Here is a 13,824-nt window from a genome sequence, read left to right as displayed (position 1 = left end):
AGTACGCATCTTTCGTAGGGGAGAAATCCGTTGAAGCACACCATCGTCCGCGCGACCGCCGCCCTGGCGATCGCCGCCTCGGCGTTCGGCCTGGCCGCCTGCAGCACCAGTGAGAGCACGACCACCACCGCCGCCACCACCTCGGCCGCCACCACCGACGCCCCGAAGTTCGAGGGCGGGGTGGAGGACGGCGGCGAGATCACCGGCGCGCCGTCCACCTCCTCGGTCGCCAACCTGCCCAAGCCCACGGTGCAGGAACTGAACGACAAGATCACCAAGGCCTTCGATCCGTCCATCGACGCCAAGACCAAGGTCGACTGGATCGAGAACGCCGGCCAGGACCCGCAGCTGGTCGCCAAGCTGGTCGACGCCGCCAAGAAGAACGACGTGACCGTCGAGATCACCAATGTCGGCGAGCCGGTCGACGGCAAGCTGAAGGCCGACGCCAAGATCACCATCGGCGGCGCCCCGGTCGAGAACGGCTCGGTCTCCTTCGTCGCCGACGGCAACGAATGGAAGGTCGACCACGCCTTCGCCTGCAATATCGTCAAGACCGCCAAGCTGGATTCGGCGGCCTGCCAGGAGTAGTCGCCACGCACGAGAGCCCCGGCCCCGGCAGCTGACGCTGCCGGGGCCGGTTCGCGTATGGGGTGGAACGAACGGCAGCCGAGCGGACCGAGCCCGAACGGCCGCAATCGCCGGATCGGCCTTTATAGGCGAGAGCGCCCGGCAGCTCCTGCTGCCGGGCGCTCTCGCCTTGTCGCTCTTGGTGTTCCGGGTCGTCAGACGCCGATGACGGTGGGCACGATCATCGGGCGGCGGCGATAGACTTCCGCGACCCAGCGGCCGACCACGCGGCGCACGCCCTGGGCGATGCGGTGGGTGTCGGTGACGCCCTCGCCGGCCAGGCGGCGGAGTTCGGCTTCCACCAGCTCCTGGGCGTCGACCAGGGCTTCCGGATCGTCGGAGAAGCCGCGACCGCTGACTTCCGGTGCGCTGACGGCCTTTCCGGTGGTGGAGTCGACGGCGACGGTGATGGAGATGAAGCCGCCCTCGCCGAGGACCAGGCGATCGGAGAGGGTGGATTCGCCGACGTCGCCGACCGAGAGGCCGTCGACGTAGACCTGGCCGACGCGCATGCGGCCGGTAATGGTGGCGATGCCGTCGACCAGGTCGACCACGACGCCGTTCTCCGCCAGCACGACCCGCTCCTCCGGGACGCCGGTGGCCACGGCCAGCGCGCCATTGGCCCGCAGGTGCCGCCATTCGCCGTGCACCGGCATGGCATTGGTGGGACGCACCGCGTTGTAGAGGTACAGCAGCTCACCGGCCGAAGCATGGCCGGAGACATGGACTTTCGCGTTCTGCTGGGTCACCACGGTGGCGCCGAGCCGGGCCAGGCCGTTCACCACGGCGAACACGGCGTTCTCATTGCCGGGGATCAGCGAGGAGGCCAGCACCACGAGATCGTCGGCGCGGATATTGATCTGGCGGTGATCGCCGCGCGCCATGCGCGACAGCGCCGAGAGCGGTTCGCCCTGCGAGCCGGTGGAGATGAGCACCAGCTTGTGCACCGGCAGATTCGCGGCCTGATCCAGATCGACCACCAGGCCGTCCGGCACATCCAGGTAGCCGAGGTCCTGCGCGATCTGCATATTGCGGACCATGGACCGGCCGACGAAGCAGATGCGGCGGTCGTAGCGCTGCGCCACCTCGACCACCTGCTGGATGCGGTGCACGTGGGAAGCGAAGGAGGCCACGATGACCCGGCCCTTGGCCTTGCCGATCACATTGTCGAGCACCGGGCCGATCTCGCGCTCGGGCGTGACGAAGCCGGGGACCTCGGCATTGGTGGAGTCGACCAGGAACAGGTCGACGCCCTCGTCGCCGAGGCGGGAGAAACCGGCCAGGTCGGTGAGGCGGCCGTCCAGCGGCAGCTGGTCGAGCTTGATATCGCCGGTGTGCAGCGCCAGCCCGGCCGGGGTGCGCACCGCGACGGCGATGGCATCGGGAATCGAGTGGTTGACCGCGAAGTACTCGCAGTCGAACGGGCCGTGCTGAGTGCGCTGTCCCTCGACGACCTCGATCAGCTTGGGCTGCAAGCGATGTTCGCGGCACTTGGCGGCGACCAGGGCGAGGGTGAACTTCGCGCCGACGACCGGGATGTCGCGCCGGAGGCGCAGCAGGAACGGCACCGCGCCGATGTGGTCCTCGTGGCCGTGGGTGAGGATGACGGCGGCGATATCGTCCATCCGGTCCTCGATGGGACCGAAGTCGGGCAGGATCAGATCCACGCCCGGCTGCTGGTCCTCGGGGAACAGCACGCCGCAGTCGATGATGAGCAGCTTGCCGCCGTACTCGAAAACGGTCATGTTGCGGCCGATTTCGCCGATGCCGCCGAGCGCGAACACGCGCAGGCCGCCCTTGGGGGCCTTGGGCGGGGTGCCCATGGCGTGCGGATCGCGGCGCGACTCGGTCTCGACCTGATCGGTGCGCTCGGAACGGCCGGACTGGCGCGAGCGGCCACCCGGGCGGCGGCCGCGATCGGACTGGCGGGAACGGCCCGGGCCGGAATCTTCCTGGCGGCCCTTGGCCGGGGCGGATTCGGTCTGCGCCTTCTCCGGCTGCGCGGCCTTGGCGGGGGCGGCCTTCTCGGCCTGCGCCGATCGGGACCGGTCCGAGGTCCCATTGCGGCCGCGGCCCGACCGGCCGCCCTGCGCGGCGGTCGCCTCCGGCGCAGCGGCTGCCTGCCGCACGGCAGCGTTCTCCGGCGGCACGGCGGCGGAGTCCTGCTGCACGGCCGGTTCCGGCTGCGCGGCAACCGGTTCCGGGCGGGCCGAGGCCGGGGCGGGTGCACCCGCGGCGCGGCTGGCGGTTCGGCGCGGCCGGCGTTCCACGGGGCCGCTCATGCAAGCACCCCGGCTGCCCGCAGGTCAACCGCGAGCTCGTCGAGTTGTTCTTGACTCGGCATGAGTTGTGGCAAGCGTGGCTCGCCCACCTCCACGCCGAGCAGGCGCAGCGCGCCCTTGGTCATGGCGACGCCGCCGAGGCGGGCCATGGCCCGGTTGAGCGGAATCATGCTGACATTGATCTCGCGGGCCCGCGCCACATCACCGGCGAGGTAGGCCTCGCGCAGCGCGCGCAGGCGGTCGGGCACCAGATGCCCGATGACGCTGATGAATCCGGTGGCGCCCAGCGACAGCCACGGCAGGTTCAGCACATCGTCGCCGGAGTAGAAGGCCAGCCCGGTCTCGGCGATCAGCTCGGCGCCGGCATTGAGATCGCCCTTGGCGTCCTTGACCGCGACGATGTTCGGATGCTCGGCGAGCCGGCGAATGGTGTCCGAAGCAATGGGCACCACCGAGCGCGGCGGAATGTCGTACAGGGTCACCGGCAGATCGGTGGCGTCCGCGATGGCGGTGAAGTGCGCGAGCAGCCCGTCCTGGCTGGGCCGCGAGTAGTACGGGGTGACGACGAGCAGCCCGTGCGCCCCGGCCCGCTGCGCATTGCGCGCGAGCTCGATGCTGTGGGCGGTGTCGTAGGTGCCGGCGCCCGCGATGACGGTGGCGCGATCGCCCACGGCATCGACGACGGCGTGCAGCAGATCGAACTTCTCCGACTCGGTGGTGGTCGGCGACTCTCCCGTGGTTCCCGAAATGGCGAGCAGGTCGACGCCGCCGTCGACCAGGCGGGCGGCCAGTCCGACGCCGGCATCGACATCGAGCTTGCCTTCGGCCGTAAAGGGAGTCACCATCGCGACACCTACTGTGCCGGACGCGTGCAGCTCAATTCGCGTCGATTCACCGTTCGTCATAGACCGTAAGGCTACCCGGTCACCTGAACGGCTTTTGCATCCTTATACCCGAACCCGTGCTGGCCCGACGGCGATTTGCCTCACTCGCCCCAGTGTGACGCCAAAACTTTCCTTGAATGACGTCACTGGTGACACCACACTGGTGTCATGGATCTCACTAAGTACACCGATCAGCTGCGCGAAAACCTCATCGCGGCCGCGGCCCTGGGCGATGAGAAGACCCAGGCCACCGCCGCCGCCCTCGCCGCCGCCACCGAGAACTCGGCGCGCCTGGTCCTGCTGGCCGCGCTGTCCGAACTCGCCGCCGAGGTCAGCGCCGCGGTCGGCGACCGCACCGTGCACGTCTCCGTGGACGGCACCGACGCGCACGTGGACGTTCGCAAGACCGCCGCCGACCAGGACAACCCCAGCTTCGAGGAGATGACCGGCGATATCAGCCGGGTCACCCTGCGCCTGGTCGAGCAGATCAAGTCGCGCGCCGAGGAGGCCGCCGCGCAGAGCGGCATGTCCCTCAACTCCTGGCTGTCGACCACCGTGCAGAGCGCGCTGCGCGACCAGATGAAAAGGGGCGGCCCCGGCCGCTGCGACACCCCCTGAGCATGCGGACGGTAGCCCGCCCGTCATCCCGGCGCGCTATTGGCCGAGATCCACTGCGTCGTGCGAGATTCCGGCCACCAGCGCGCCGGAGTGACGAGGCGAGCTTTCACCCGGACGCTCAGCCCCGACCCCGGCGGCTCAGTCCATGACGGTGACCTTGCCGTCGGTGTCGATCTCGGTGCGGCGGTCGTGGTCGGGGGCATTGGCGAGGACCGTCGCCAGGACGCGGCGGCCCAGCGGGAGGACCCGCACGGTGACGGAACCGGTGTTGGTGGCGTCGAGTTCCCGGGTGGCGGCGTCGATGACGCGTTTGCGGACCCACTCCGGAACGCCGGCGAAGCCGCCGTCGTCGAGCAGGACCACTTCGACGCCGCGGGAGCGGGCGCCGCGGGCGGCGTCGCTGAGTTCGTCGGTGACCAGCTGCGGTGCGCGCAGGCCGTCGCGGAGTTCGGCTTCCAGCAGGCGGCATTCCTCGCGTTCGGCGGCGGAGAGTTCGGCGCCGTCGGCAATGCGCTCGAGAATGTCACGGGCCACGCGATCGAGGCGGGCCAATTGCCGGGTGCGTTCGCTGTCGGCGGCGGCCATGGTGGCCTCGGCGGCGGCGCGCAGCATGGCCTCCTCGCGCAGCAGGCGCAGCGAACGCTGCATGGGACGCATGACCGCGGCGAACACGGAGATGGCGGCGACGGTGCCGATGGGAACCAGCGAGCCGATCATGGCGCGGGAATGGATCTGCGAGTCCAGGCTGGCCAGCACCAGCACGGCGGCCACGGCCAGCACACCGGCCCAGGCCGTGCGGACGCGGCCGCGCAGCACCAGCACCGCGAAGACATAGGACGACGCGAAGGCGGACCACACCGAGTGGTGGGCGTGCTCGGGCGTGGAGGTCACCAGCACCAGGCCGGTCGCGATCGGGCCCGCCGAGGCCGCGAAGAACGCCACCGGCAGGGGCAGCGGATCGACGGGCATGGCCACGACCACGGCGGCGGCGCTGAGCATGAGCGCCATGCCGAGGAAGGCCGCCCACTGCGGCGCCGCACCGAAATACGGGACCATGTACAGCGCGATGGTCGCCTCGAGAATGAGCAGGAACAGCCACGCGGAACGGCCGCGCAGGCCCAGCAGGTCGCGCAGGCCGAAACGGGAATCCAGGTCCGCCGTGCGGGTTTCAGCGAAGGCCATCGCCGCCCCAGACCAGTGTCACGGTGGTGCCCTCGCCGGGCTGGGATTCCACGAAGCCCGAGCCGCCCGCCAGCTGGCGCATGCGGCCGAGGATGCTCATCGAAATGCCCAGACGGTCGGCCGAAACGGCGGCGAGGTCGAAACCCGCGCCGTCATCGGTGAATACGATGCGGATGCTGCCCGCGCTGACGGTGGCGGTGACGGTGCGGTGCACCTCGCGGCCGGGAACGGCGCCGTGGCGCAGGCTGTTTCGCACCGCCTCGGTGAGGGCGGCGGCGATGGTGGACGCCGCGTGCACCGGCATGCGCAGATCGTCGTAGCCGGGCCAGGTGCGGGTCGCGAAGCGGATGCCCGGATTGACCTCGTGCACGGCGGTGCGCAGGAACAGGACCGCGGAGCGCGCGTCCAGCAGATCGGGATCGCGTTCGCTGCCACGGCATTCGTCGAGCTGTTCGAGGGTGCGCTCGGCCTGGCGGCGCAGCACATCCGATTCGGTGCCCGCGCGCGAGGCTTCCAGCAGCGTGGACAGCACCGCGTCGTGAATGAGCGCGGCGAAGCGGGCGCGTTCGCGATCACGGCCCTGCGCGGCGGCGGCCGCGGCGGCGCGGCGGCTGGCAATGGCCGATTCGCGGTCGACGCGGGCGGCGGCGCCGGTGGCGGCGGTGCCGCACCAGACGAACAGGGCCGCCAGACCGGCTGCGCGCGCGAAATTCTCGGCAATGCTGAGCGGGGTGACCTCGGTGATGGTGTACACCGGCGCGAGCGCGGCCGAACCCGACGCGACCAGCAGATAGGTGACGGTCACCCGGGTCGGGAACGCCAGCACGGCCGCCGTCACCGCCAGCGCGGTCACCCGGTACGGCCACACCGTGGTCGCATCGATGGTGTGCAGTTGCAGGGCGAGCGGAATGGTGACCAGCGCGCCGAGGAAACTGACCGCCGCACACCCGGATACGAACCGGATGTGCCGTGTTCCCGCGACCGCCGACACCACCGCCAGAATCGGATACCAGCCGAAGGCCAGCGCCACCGCCACCGGCGTCCACCAGGGCGGGCCATGGTGGCCCTGCTCGGCGATCTCGGGCAGCTCCACGAATGCGACGATGATCCCCGCGATGCCGACGCTGATGCCCAGCCGCCGCATGATGCGGTCGTAGGCGGCGGTGGCCGGATCGTCCGCGGCCACGGTCAGCCCGCCGCCCAGCCGCTGCGCGAGCGCGGTGACAGCGGACAGGGAGCGTTGCGCGGTGGCGGATTCCAGCGTGCCTGAGGCGGTCATGCGCGCGGATGCCGCTCGGGCACGGGCAGCCACCCGTCCTCGACGGCCCGCTTGTACAGATCGGTCTTGGTGGGAGCCGGGCGTCCGGCATCGGCGTACTTCTGCCGGATGCGGCCCAGATAGTCATTGACCGTCTGCTCCGACAGTCCGGTCATGCGCGCCACCCGGCTGGCCTTCTCGCCGGAGGCGTAGAGCTGCAACACCTGTTGCTGGCGCGGGCTCAGCCCGACATCCATCAGCTGCGGGTCACCGTCGATGGCGGCCGCCCAGTCGGTGGTCACCACCTGTTCGCCCTGTGCGGCGCGGCGCACCGCGGCCACCACGGTCGGCACGTCCTCCGATTTGCGCACCACCCCGAGCACGCCGGCCTTGGCGGCCTCGCGCACCAGGAAGGGATTGTCCGCGCCGGTGAACACCAGCACCTCGATGCCCCGCGCCCGCAGCGCCCGCACATTGTCCTCCGGCGAGGATCCGTCCGCGAGCCGCAGATCCAGCACCACCAGATCCAATCGCGGTCCGGCGGCCAGCAATTCCGCCACCGTCCCCGCCGTGATCACCAATTCCAGATCGGGTTCCGGAGCCAACATGGCCGACAGCCCGATCGCCACCGACTCATGATCCTCGACCAGCCCGATGCGGCGAATCCCCGAATCTTGCGCCTCCACGGCGGCCGTCACCTCTTCCCACACTCCACGAAAACTTCCGTACGAGTATGACGGTAGGCAGGGGCGATCCGTCAGCCACCAGAATTCGGGGGAAAAGAGCGATCACCCCATGAGCTGTGCGGCCACGGTCGCGCCGAGTTCCCAGCAGGCTTCGGCATCCGTCTTGGCGGGTGGACCGGACACGATCACGGCCGCCGCGGCCTTCTCCCAGCCGAGCCCGGTGGTGATGGCTTCGATGCCCTTCTCCGCGCCTTCGGTCCCCTGATTGCCGTGGATGTAATAGCCGAACGGCCGGCCGCGCGTGGAATCCAGGCACGGGTAATAGATCGTGTCGAACGCGTGCTTGAGCGCACCGCTCATATAGCCAAGATTGGCCGGAGTCCCCAGCACATATCCGTCCGCCGCCAGCACATCGGCGGCGGTCACGGCCAGCGCCGCCCGCCGCACCACCTCGACCCCTTCGATCTCCGGATCGGTGGCCCCCGAAACAACCGCCTCGAACATCTCCTGCATGTGCGGCGACGGCGTGTGATGAATGATCAGCAGTTTCGGCACGATCCGAGCCTAGCTGGGATACAAGGAGATTCCGGGACTTGTAGGGTTGCGGGCGAACCGGAGTCGGTCCGGACGACGCGTGGGTGAAGGGATGGCCGGAGATGTCGGACGCATCGTCGGAGGTGCTCCTCGACGACTTCGAGAACAAGGACAACTGGGCGGTGGCGGGGACCGGGGCCGACCGCACGCACCTCACCACGTTCGCGGAGGGGGCGCCGGGCAAGCAGCAGGCGAGTTTCGCCAGCGGGGAGACCGGGCGCGACTATCGCGCGCTGGTGCTGCTGATCCGGCAGGCGGCCGATGATCTCGAGGTGGAGCTGGTCGCCAAGTCCGGCGAAACCTTCTCCATCGCCGGGCAATTGGCGGACATCAAGCTGTGGGTGCGCTCGCCGCACGCCTCGATCCGGGTGTACGCGCGGCTCGGCAATACCGCCGACGAGCACGAGCTGCTCATCGGCAAGGTGACCGTGGGCGGCGAATGGCAGCACGTGGAGCACGCGGTGCGCGACACCATCGAGGACGCGCGCCTGCTCGGTCTGAAGATCCGCCTGCTGGATGTGGTCAAGACCCAGGGCGAGGTCATGATCCTGCTCGACGACCTGACCGTGCGCACCACGTAAGCGGCGCAGCCACTTGGCGGCACAACGATGCCGACCCGCCGGGCAGAGCCCGGCGGGTCGGCATCGGGTCTTTATCCCCTTACCGTTATCCCCGCTGGTGGCGACGCAACACCGTGGACGCGGCCGCCGCGCACAGCGACATGAGGGCCATGGCGGCGAAGGACCAGTGGTAGCTGTCAAGCAGATCCGCGCCGGATGTCGTTGCTCGCGACAGGATCACCGCGACGATGGCGACACCGACCGCCCCGCCGACCCGCATGAGGATATTGACGAACGCCGCCGCATCGGGCAGCTGATCCGGGCGCACCGCGGCATAGGCGGCCGCGGTGAGCGGCAGTGAGGCCAGCGCGGTCGCCACCCCGGCGGCGAACAGCAGCGCCTGCACCACAGCGGTATTCGCATCGACCGGCAAGAAGGCGAACGGCGCGACCGTGACGCAGGCCGCCAGGTTTCCGCCGACCGCGATCACGCCGCCGCCGAAGCGGTCCGCGAGCCGCCCGCCCAGCGGCAGCGTGACCACACCGCCCAGCCCGTAGGACAGCAATGAGACGCCGGTGCGAATCAATCCGTCACCGTGCAGCACCTGAAAGTACAAGGGCAGCAACACCATGACGCCGAACATCGCGGCGCCCGCGAACCAGCCCGCCGCATTGGCGGCGGCGAAGACCCGATTGCCGAACATCCGGACGTCCAGCAGCGGGCGGGCGCGCCCGGCGCTGCGGACGACGAAGGCGGCCAGCCCGCCCAGGCCGAGCACGATCGGCAGCCACACCGAGAGCACGGCCGAGGAACTGCCTACGCCGATCTCGGACAACCCGTAGACCACGGCCGACACTCCCCCGCCCGCCAGCACCAACCCGAGCACATCGATGGTCCCGTTCGGCGCACCGGGACTCAGCGGCAGATAGCGCAGTCCCAGCGCGAATCCGATCAGGCCGAACGGAATATTGATCAGGAACAACCACTCCCAGCTCCAGTTGGCGAGCATGACGCCGCCGATGGTCGGCCCGATGGCGGGCGCCCCGACGACGGCAATGCCCACCATGCCCATGACCCGCCCCATCCGGTGCGGCCCGGCCGCCTGGCCGAGGATGGTCTGCCCGGCCGGGATCATGACCCCGGCGGCCAGGCCCTGCAGCACCCGCAGCGCGATCAGCCAGCCCGCGGTCGGCGCCAGCGCGCACAGCGTCGAGGCCACCGTGAACGCGGCCAGCGCCGCCAGCCACAGCCGCCCGACCCCGAAGCGCCGGCCGAGCCAGCCGCAGACGGTCAGCGAGACGCCGAGCGCGAGCAGGTAGGCGCTGGCCACCCATTGCATGGTCGCCAGCGAGGCGTTCAGGTCCTCGCCCATGGTGTGCAGCCCGATATTGACCAGCGAGGTGTCGAGCATGCCCATGACCGCGCCGAAGACGACGACGACGGCGGTCCGCCAGACATGCGCGGGGATCCGGTCGGCGAGGCCGGGATCGATCGCCCCGGAAAGTCGTGTGTCCGTGCGCGATTGCGTCATCGGACCATCCCTTCAGTTGTACGTGAGCTTCTCAACTGTGGAGACTAACAATGATTGAGGAACTCAACAATAGGTAGAATCAGCAAGTGACCGATGAGCGCGAGTTCCACCCCCGCGGACTGCTGCGATATCCGACGTATGTGCTGGGCAAGCTGCACAAGGCCATGCACAACCGGCTGGGGACGTCCCTGCGCGAGCACTGGATGCTGACCTACCTCGCCGAACGCAGTGAGATCTCGCAGCAGGAGATGGCCGATGCCATGGCCATCGACCGCAGCGAGGTGGTGCGATTGATCGACGGCATGGAGAAGGCGGGGCTGGTCACCCGCACCCGCGATCCGGAGGACCGGCGCAAGTACCGGCTGGCCATGACCAAGGCCGGGAACCGGCAGCGCGAGGAGACCGACGCGCGCATCGCCGACGCCACCGACATCCTGCTGGAGCGGCTCACCGCGGCGGAACGCGAAACGCTGCACCGGCTTTCGCTCAAAGCGCTCGGCTACGGGCCGGACGACCTCTGATCGTCCGGCTTTGCGCAGTTCACGGCCGCGCAAGCATTCGCGGGAGACGCCGTCGGGCCCGCCCGCGCCAGCCGCTACCGTTGGCTGGTGCCGTCCCGACCGCGACTACCCCGCCTGCCCCAGCTCACCCCGCCCGCCGACGCCAAGCGCGGCTACTCGCAGCAGGAGATCCTGACCGAGTTGCGCCGGCTCATCCTGGAGGGCAATCTGCCGCCGGGCACCGGGCTGCCGCTGGGTGAGCTGGCCCGGCAGTTCGGGGTCAGCGCCATTCCGGTGCGCGAGTCGCTGCAGACGCTCATCGGCGAGGGGCTGCTCGCGCACCGGCCCAATTTCGGATATCAGGTCACCCTGCTGACCGCCGCCGAGCTGCGGGAACTGTATGTGGTGCGGGAGCGGCTGGAGTCGGCGGCGCTGGCGGCGGCGGTGCATCACGCCACCGCGGAGGATCACGAGCTGGCCCGGGAGATCCATGCCCGGCTGGAGCGGGCCATCCTGACCGAGAACGCGGTCGCCTACCACCGCGAGACCCGCAATTTCCATCTCGCGCTGGTGCGCCCGTCGGGCATGCCGCGCGTGGTGCACATGCTCGAATACGCCTGGAACATCACCGAACCGGTGCAGCCCATGGTGCATGTCAGCACCGCCGATCGGGTGGTGCTGCACGCCGATCACTCCAAGCAGCTCGCCGCCTTCCTGGCCCGCGATGCCGAGGCCCTGCTCACCGCCACGGACCTGCACCATTCCAGGTTGAACGGAGTACTGTCGCGACTGCCCACCGATACCGGACTTTTTGCGGATTCGGCTGGTCAGAAAGATATATAGTTTCAGCAATAACCGGGCAACACCCGCACGATAGCGTGGCGATGACCATGCTCCCGCTCCTGGGACCCGACGAGATCGGATGTGCGACATGCCTTTCACCGCGCTCGCCGGACTCCCCGCCCCCGTTTCCGAGAATCGGTGAGGTTCATGCGAATTCGAGTCATCAATCCCAACACCACGGCGGCCATGACCGAACTCGCCGCCCGGGCCGCCCGCGCGGTCGCGGCGCCGGGGACCGTGATCGAGGGCATCACCCCCGCCATGGGGCCCGCCTCCATCGAGAGCCACTACGACGAGGCGCTGGCGGTGCCCGGGCTGCTCGCCGAGATCGCGCGCGGTGAGGCCGAGGGGGCCGACGGGTATGTGATCGCCTGCTTCGGGGATCCGGGCCTGGACGCGGCGCGGGAGCTGGCGCGCGGGCCGGTGATCGGCATGGCGGAGGCGGCCTATCAGGCGGCCAGCCATCTGGGGCGCGGGTTCAGCGTGGTCACCTCCCTGTCGCGGACCGAGGGACGAGCCCTCGATCTGGCCGAACGCTATGGCATGCAGCGGTTCTGCCTGGGCGTGCACTCGGCCGAGATCCCGGTCCTGGAGCTGGAGGACCCCACCGCGCGCACCGTCATCGCCGACGCCTGCCGCGACGCCGTGCACGCCGACAACTCCGATGCCATCGTGCTGGGCTGCGCGGGTATGGCGGATCTGTGCGAGTACCTGACCCGCGAGGTCGGGGTGCCGGTCGTCGACGGGGTCGCGGCGGCCACGCTGACGGTGCAGTCGCTGGTCACCATGGGATTGCGCAAGTCCGGGCGCGGGGAGTTCGCGCGGCCGCTGCCCAAGTCCTACACCGGCCCGCTGGCCGGGTTCACCATCGAGAATGCGGAGGTTCATTCGTGACGCTGCCACCAGAGGTGCTGGCAGGAATCGGAGCCAAGCTCGCTGCGGTCGACGCGGAGCTGGCCCGGAACTATCCGGGGGAGCGCCCGGGGCAGCCGGTCCACACCGCGTATGTGAGCGGGGCGGACGCCTCGGCGGACATGCCGGCGGTTTGGGGTGCGGCGGCCATCGAACTCGCCGAGAGCCAACGCGAGCTGCTGACCGAACTGGCCGGGGCCGAGGTGGTCGAGCTGGTGCTCGCCACCCTGGCGCGGCGGCCGGTGCAGGATATGCGCTTCGACTTCGAGGACGGCTACGGCACCCGCGGCGACGAGGTCGAGGACCGTGACGCGCTGCGCGCCGGAGCGGCCTTGAAAGCGCTTCCCGCCGAGGTCTTCTCGCGTGGGGTCCGGCTCAAGGGGCTCACCACCGCCGAGTGGGCGCGGGCGGTGCGCACCCTGGAACTGGTGCTCGAGGGCGCGGGCGGGGTGCCCGAGGGGTTCGTGTTCACACTGCCGAAGATCCGTCACCTCGATCAGGTGGACATCGCCGTCGCGTTGTGCGATGCCATCGAAGCCGCGCACGGCTTGCCTTCCGGCACATTGCGGTTCGAATTGCAGATCGAGAGCCCGCAGGCCGTGATCGCCGCCGACGGCACCGCCACCGTCGCTCGCGCCATCCACCGCGCCGCCGGCCGCTGCACCGGATTGCACTACGGCACTTACGACTACAGCGCCGCCTGCGGTATCGCACCGCAGTTCCAGTCCCTGGAGCACCCCGTCGCCGATCACGCCAAGGCCGTCATGCAGGCCGCCGCCGCCCAGACCGGCGTGTGGGTGTGCGACGGCTCCACCCAGGTGCTGCCCATCGGGTCGCCGGAGGAGGTGCGCGCCGCGGTCGTCCGGCACAACCGGCTGGTCACGCGTTCCCTGGAACGCGGCTACTACCAGGGCTGGGATATGGGCGCGGGCCATCTGGTCACCCGCTGGCTGGCCAATTTCACCTTCTACCGCACCGCCCTGGGTGTGGCCGCGCCCCGCATCGGCCGCTACCTGGACCGCCAGGGCGGGGCCGTGGTGGACGAGCCCGCTACCGCCCAGGCCCTCGCGACCGTCGTGCTGCGGGGCCTAGGCAGCGGCGCATTCATGCCGGATGACGTGACCGCATTGGCCCCGTCCGCCACAGTCGAAGTCCTGCATCAACTGCGAGAAAGGAAGATTCCGGCACTTTGACGTCCCCCTCCTGACGGAGAGACTCCCAACCCTCGCGGATTGAGGTTTCTGCTTCAGCGACGACCGCCCGCCCGGAACGCGCACCGTTGAGGTCTTACGTCATCTCCACAGACTGTCACCGCCCGCCCGGCGGCCACTTTGCACGTTAGCACTC

General features: G+C 69.8%; 14 protein-coding genes. 7 read left to right on the top strand and 7 right to left on the bottom strand.

Annotation, left to right across the window (positions count from 1 at the left end; translation table 11 throughout):
- Positions 1–30: 30 nt before the first annotated feature.
- The gene (locus tag ACYQ5L_RS12670) at positions 31–588 is read left to right on the top strand and encodes a WKL family lipoprotein (protein WP_459957546.1); all 558 of its coding nucleotides are present in this window, start codon (positions 31–33) and stop codon (positions 586–588) included.
- Positions 589–782: 194 nt separating this feature from the next.
- Here ACYQ5L_RS12670 and ACYQ5L_RS12665 read toward each other — a convergent pair whose 3' ends face one another.
- Entirely contained in the window at positions 783–2,897 is a 2,115-nt protein-coding gene (locus ACYQ5L_RS12665; RefSeq protein ID WP_459963414.1) for a ribonuclease J, read from the bottom strand.
- 8 nt (positions 2,898–2,905) lie between these two features.
- Positions 2,906–3,814 carry a 4-hydroxy-tetrahydrodipicolinate synthase gene (gene dapA / locus ACYQ5L_RS12660; RefSeq protein WP_459957545.1) on the bottom strand — a complete coding sequence of 303 codons (909 nt, stop codon included), beginning with the start codon at positions 3,812–3,814 and terminating at the stop codon, positions 2,906–2,908.
- A gap of 147 nt (positions 3,815–3,961) precedes the next feature.
- Between dapA and ACYQ5L_RS12655 the strand changes: the two genes are divergently transcribed.
- Entirely contained in the window at positions 3,962–4,411 is a 450-nt protein-coding gene (locus ACYQ5L_RS12655; RefSeq protein ID WP_459957544.1) for a hypothetical protein, read from the top strand.
- A gap of 138 nt (positions 4,412–4,549) precedes the next feature.
- Here ACYQ5L_RS12655 and ACYQ5L_RS12650 read toward each other — a convergent pair whose 3' ends face one another.
- The 4 genes from ACYQ5L_RS12650 to ACYQ5L_RS12635 all read right to left on the bottom strand — a co-directional run bounded on the left by ACYQ5L_RS12650 (position 4,550) and on the right by ACYQ5L_RS12635 (position 8,092).
- Entirely contained in the window at positions 4,550–5,593 is a 1,044-nt protein-coding gene (locus ACYQ5L_RS12650; protein WP_459957543.1) for a hypothetical protein, read from the bottom strand.
- Positions 5,580–6,872: a sensor histidine kinase gene (locus ACYQ5L_RS12645; RefSeq protein ID WP_459957542.1), complete on the bottom strand. Its 1,293-nt coding sequence runs from the start codon at positions 6,870–6,872 to the stop codon at positions 5,580–5,582. The genes ACYQ5L_RS12650 and ACYQ5L_RS12645 overlap by 14 nt, the downstream gene beginning before the upstream one ends.
- Positions 6,869–7,537 (bottom strand): LuxR C-terminal-related transcriptional regulator, encoded by a 669-nt coding sequence (locus ACYQ5L_RS12640; protein WP_459957541.1) that lies wholly within the window; start codon positions 7,535–7,537, stop codon positions 6,869–6,871. Before ACYQ5L_RS12640 ends, ACYQ5L_RS12645 begins: the two co-directional genes overlap by 4 nt.
- Before the next feature lie 102 nt (positions 7,538–7,639).
- A complete protein-coding gene (locus tag ACYQ5L_RS12635) occupies positions 7,640–8,092 on the bottom strand; it encodes a flavodoxin family protein (protein WP_459957540.1) in 453 nt (150 codons plus the stop codon).
- A 101-nt stretch (positions 8,093–8,193) separates the two neighbouring features.
- Here ACYQ5L_RS12635 and ACYQ5L_RS12630 point away from each other — a divergent pair, with 101 nt between their 5' ends.
- Entirely contained in the window at positions 8,194–8,712 is a 519-nt protein-coding gene (locus tag ACYQ5L_RS12630; RefSeq protein ID WP_459957539.1) for a hypothetical protein, read from the top strand.
- 85 nt (positions 8,713–8,797) lie between these two features.
- Here the strand turns inward: ACYQ5L_RS12630 and ACYQ5L_RS12625 are convergent, their stop codons facing one another.
- Positions 8,798–10,222 carry a DHA2 family efflux MFS transporter permease subunit gene (locus ACYQ5L_RS12625; RefSeq protein ID WP_459957538.1) on the bottom strand — a complete coding sequence of 475 codons (1,425 nt, stop codon included), beginning with the start codon at positions 10,220–10,222 and terminating at the stop codon, positions 8,798–8,800.
- An 86-nt stretch (positions 10,223–10,308) separates the two neighbouring features.
- Between ACYQ5L_RS12625 and ACYQ5L_RS12620 the strand changes: the two genes are divergently transcribed.
- The 4 genes from ACYQ5L_RS12620 to ACYQ5L_RS12605 all read left to right on the top strand — a co-directional run bounded on the left by ACYQ5L_RS12620 (position 10,309) and on the right by ACYQ5L_RS12605 (position 13,670).
- Positions 10,309–10,743: a MarR family winged helix-turn-helix transcriptional regulator gene (locus ACYQ5L_RS12620; RefSeq protein ID WP_459957537.1), complete on the top strand. Its 435-nt coding sequence runs from the start codon at positions 10,309–10,311 to the stop codon at positions 10,741–10,743.
- Between the two features lie 87 nt (positions 10,744–10,830).
- On the top strand, positions 10,831–11,565 hold the full coding sequence (locus ACYQ5L_RS12615; RefSeq protein WP_459957536.1) for a GntR family transcriptional regulator: 735 nt from the start codon (positions 10,831–10,833) through the stop codon (positions 11,563–11,565).
- Positions 11,566–11,712: 147 nt separating this feature from the next.
- Positions 11,713–12,459, top strand: a complete 747-nt coding sequence (locus ACYQ5L_RS12610) for an aspartate/glutamate racemase family protein (protein ID WP_459957535.1) — start codon at positions 11,713–11,715, stop codon at positions 12,457–12,459.
- A complete protein-coding gene (locus ACYQ5L_RS12605; RefSeq protein ID WP_459957534.1) occupies positions 12,456–13,670 on the top strand; it encodes a DUF6986 family protein in 1,215 nt (404 codons plus the stop codon). The genes ACYQ5L_RS12610 and ACYQ5L_RS12605 overlap by 4 nt, the downstream gene beginning before the upstream one ends.
- Positions 13,671–13,824 lie beyond the last annotated feature (154 nt).

The sequence above is a fragment of the Nocardia sp. IFM 10818 genome, assembly GCF_054655275.1.
Note: the sequence above shows the minus strand (reverse complement) of the source record. Positions and strands in the feature narration are given on the sequence as shown.

Bases quoted from the DNA above. Each gene is read 5' to 3' on its own strand.
- ACYQ5L_RS12630 (WP_459957539.1), top strand. From the start codon at position 8,194: ATGTCGGACGCATCGTCGGAGGTGCTCCTCGACGACTTCGAGAACAAG.
- ACYQ5L_RS12645 (WP_459957542.1), bottom strand. From the start codon at position 6,872: ATGACCGCCTCAGGCACGCTGGAATCCGCCACCGCGCAACGCTCCCTG.
- ACYQ5L_RS12655 (WP_459957544.1), top strand. From the start codon at position 3,962: ATGGATCTCACTAAGTACACCGATCAGCTGCGCGAAAACCTCATCGCG.
- ACYQ5L_RS12625 (WP_459957538.1), bottom strand. From the start codon at position 10,222: ATGACGCAATCGCGCACGGACACACGACTTTCCGGGGCGATCGATCCC.
- ACYQ5L_RS12650 (WP_459957543.1), bottom strand. From the start codon at position 5,593: ATGGCCTTCGCTGAAACCCGCACGGCGGACCTGGATTCCCGTTTCGGC.
- dapA (WP_459957545.1), bottom strand. From the start codon at position 3,814: ATGACGAACGGTGAATCGACGCGAATTGAGCTGCACGCGTCCGGCACA.
- ACYQ5L_RS12610 (WP_459957535.1), top strand. From the start codon at position 11,713: ATGCGAATTCGAGTCATCAATCCCAACACCACGGCGGCCATGACCGAA.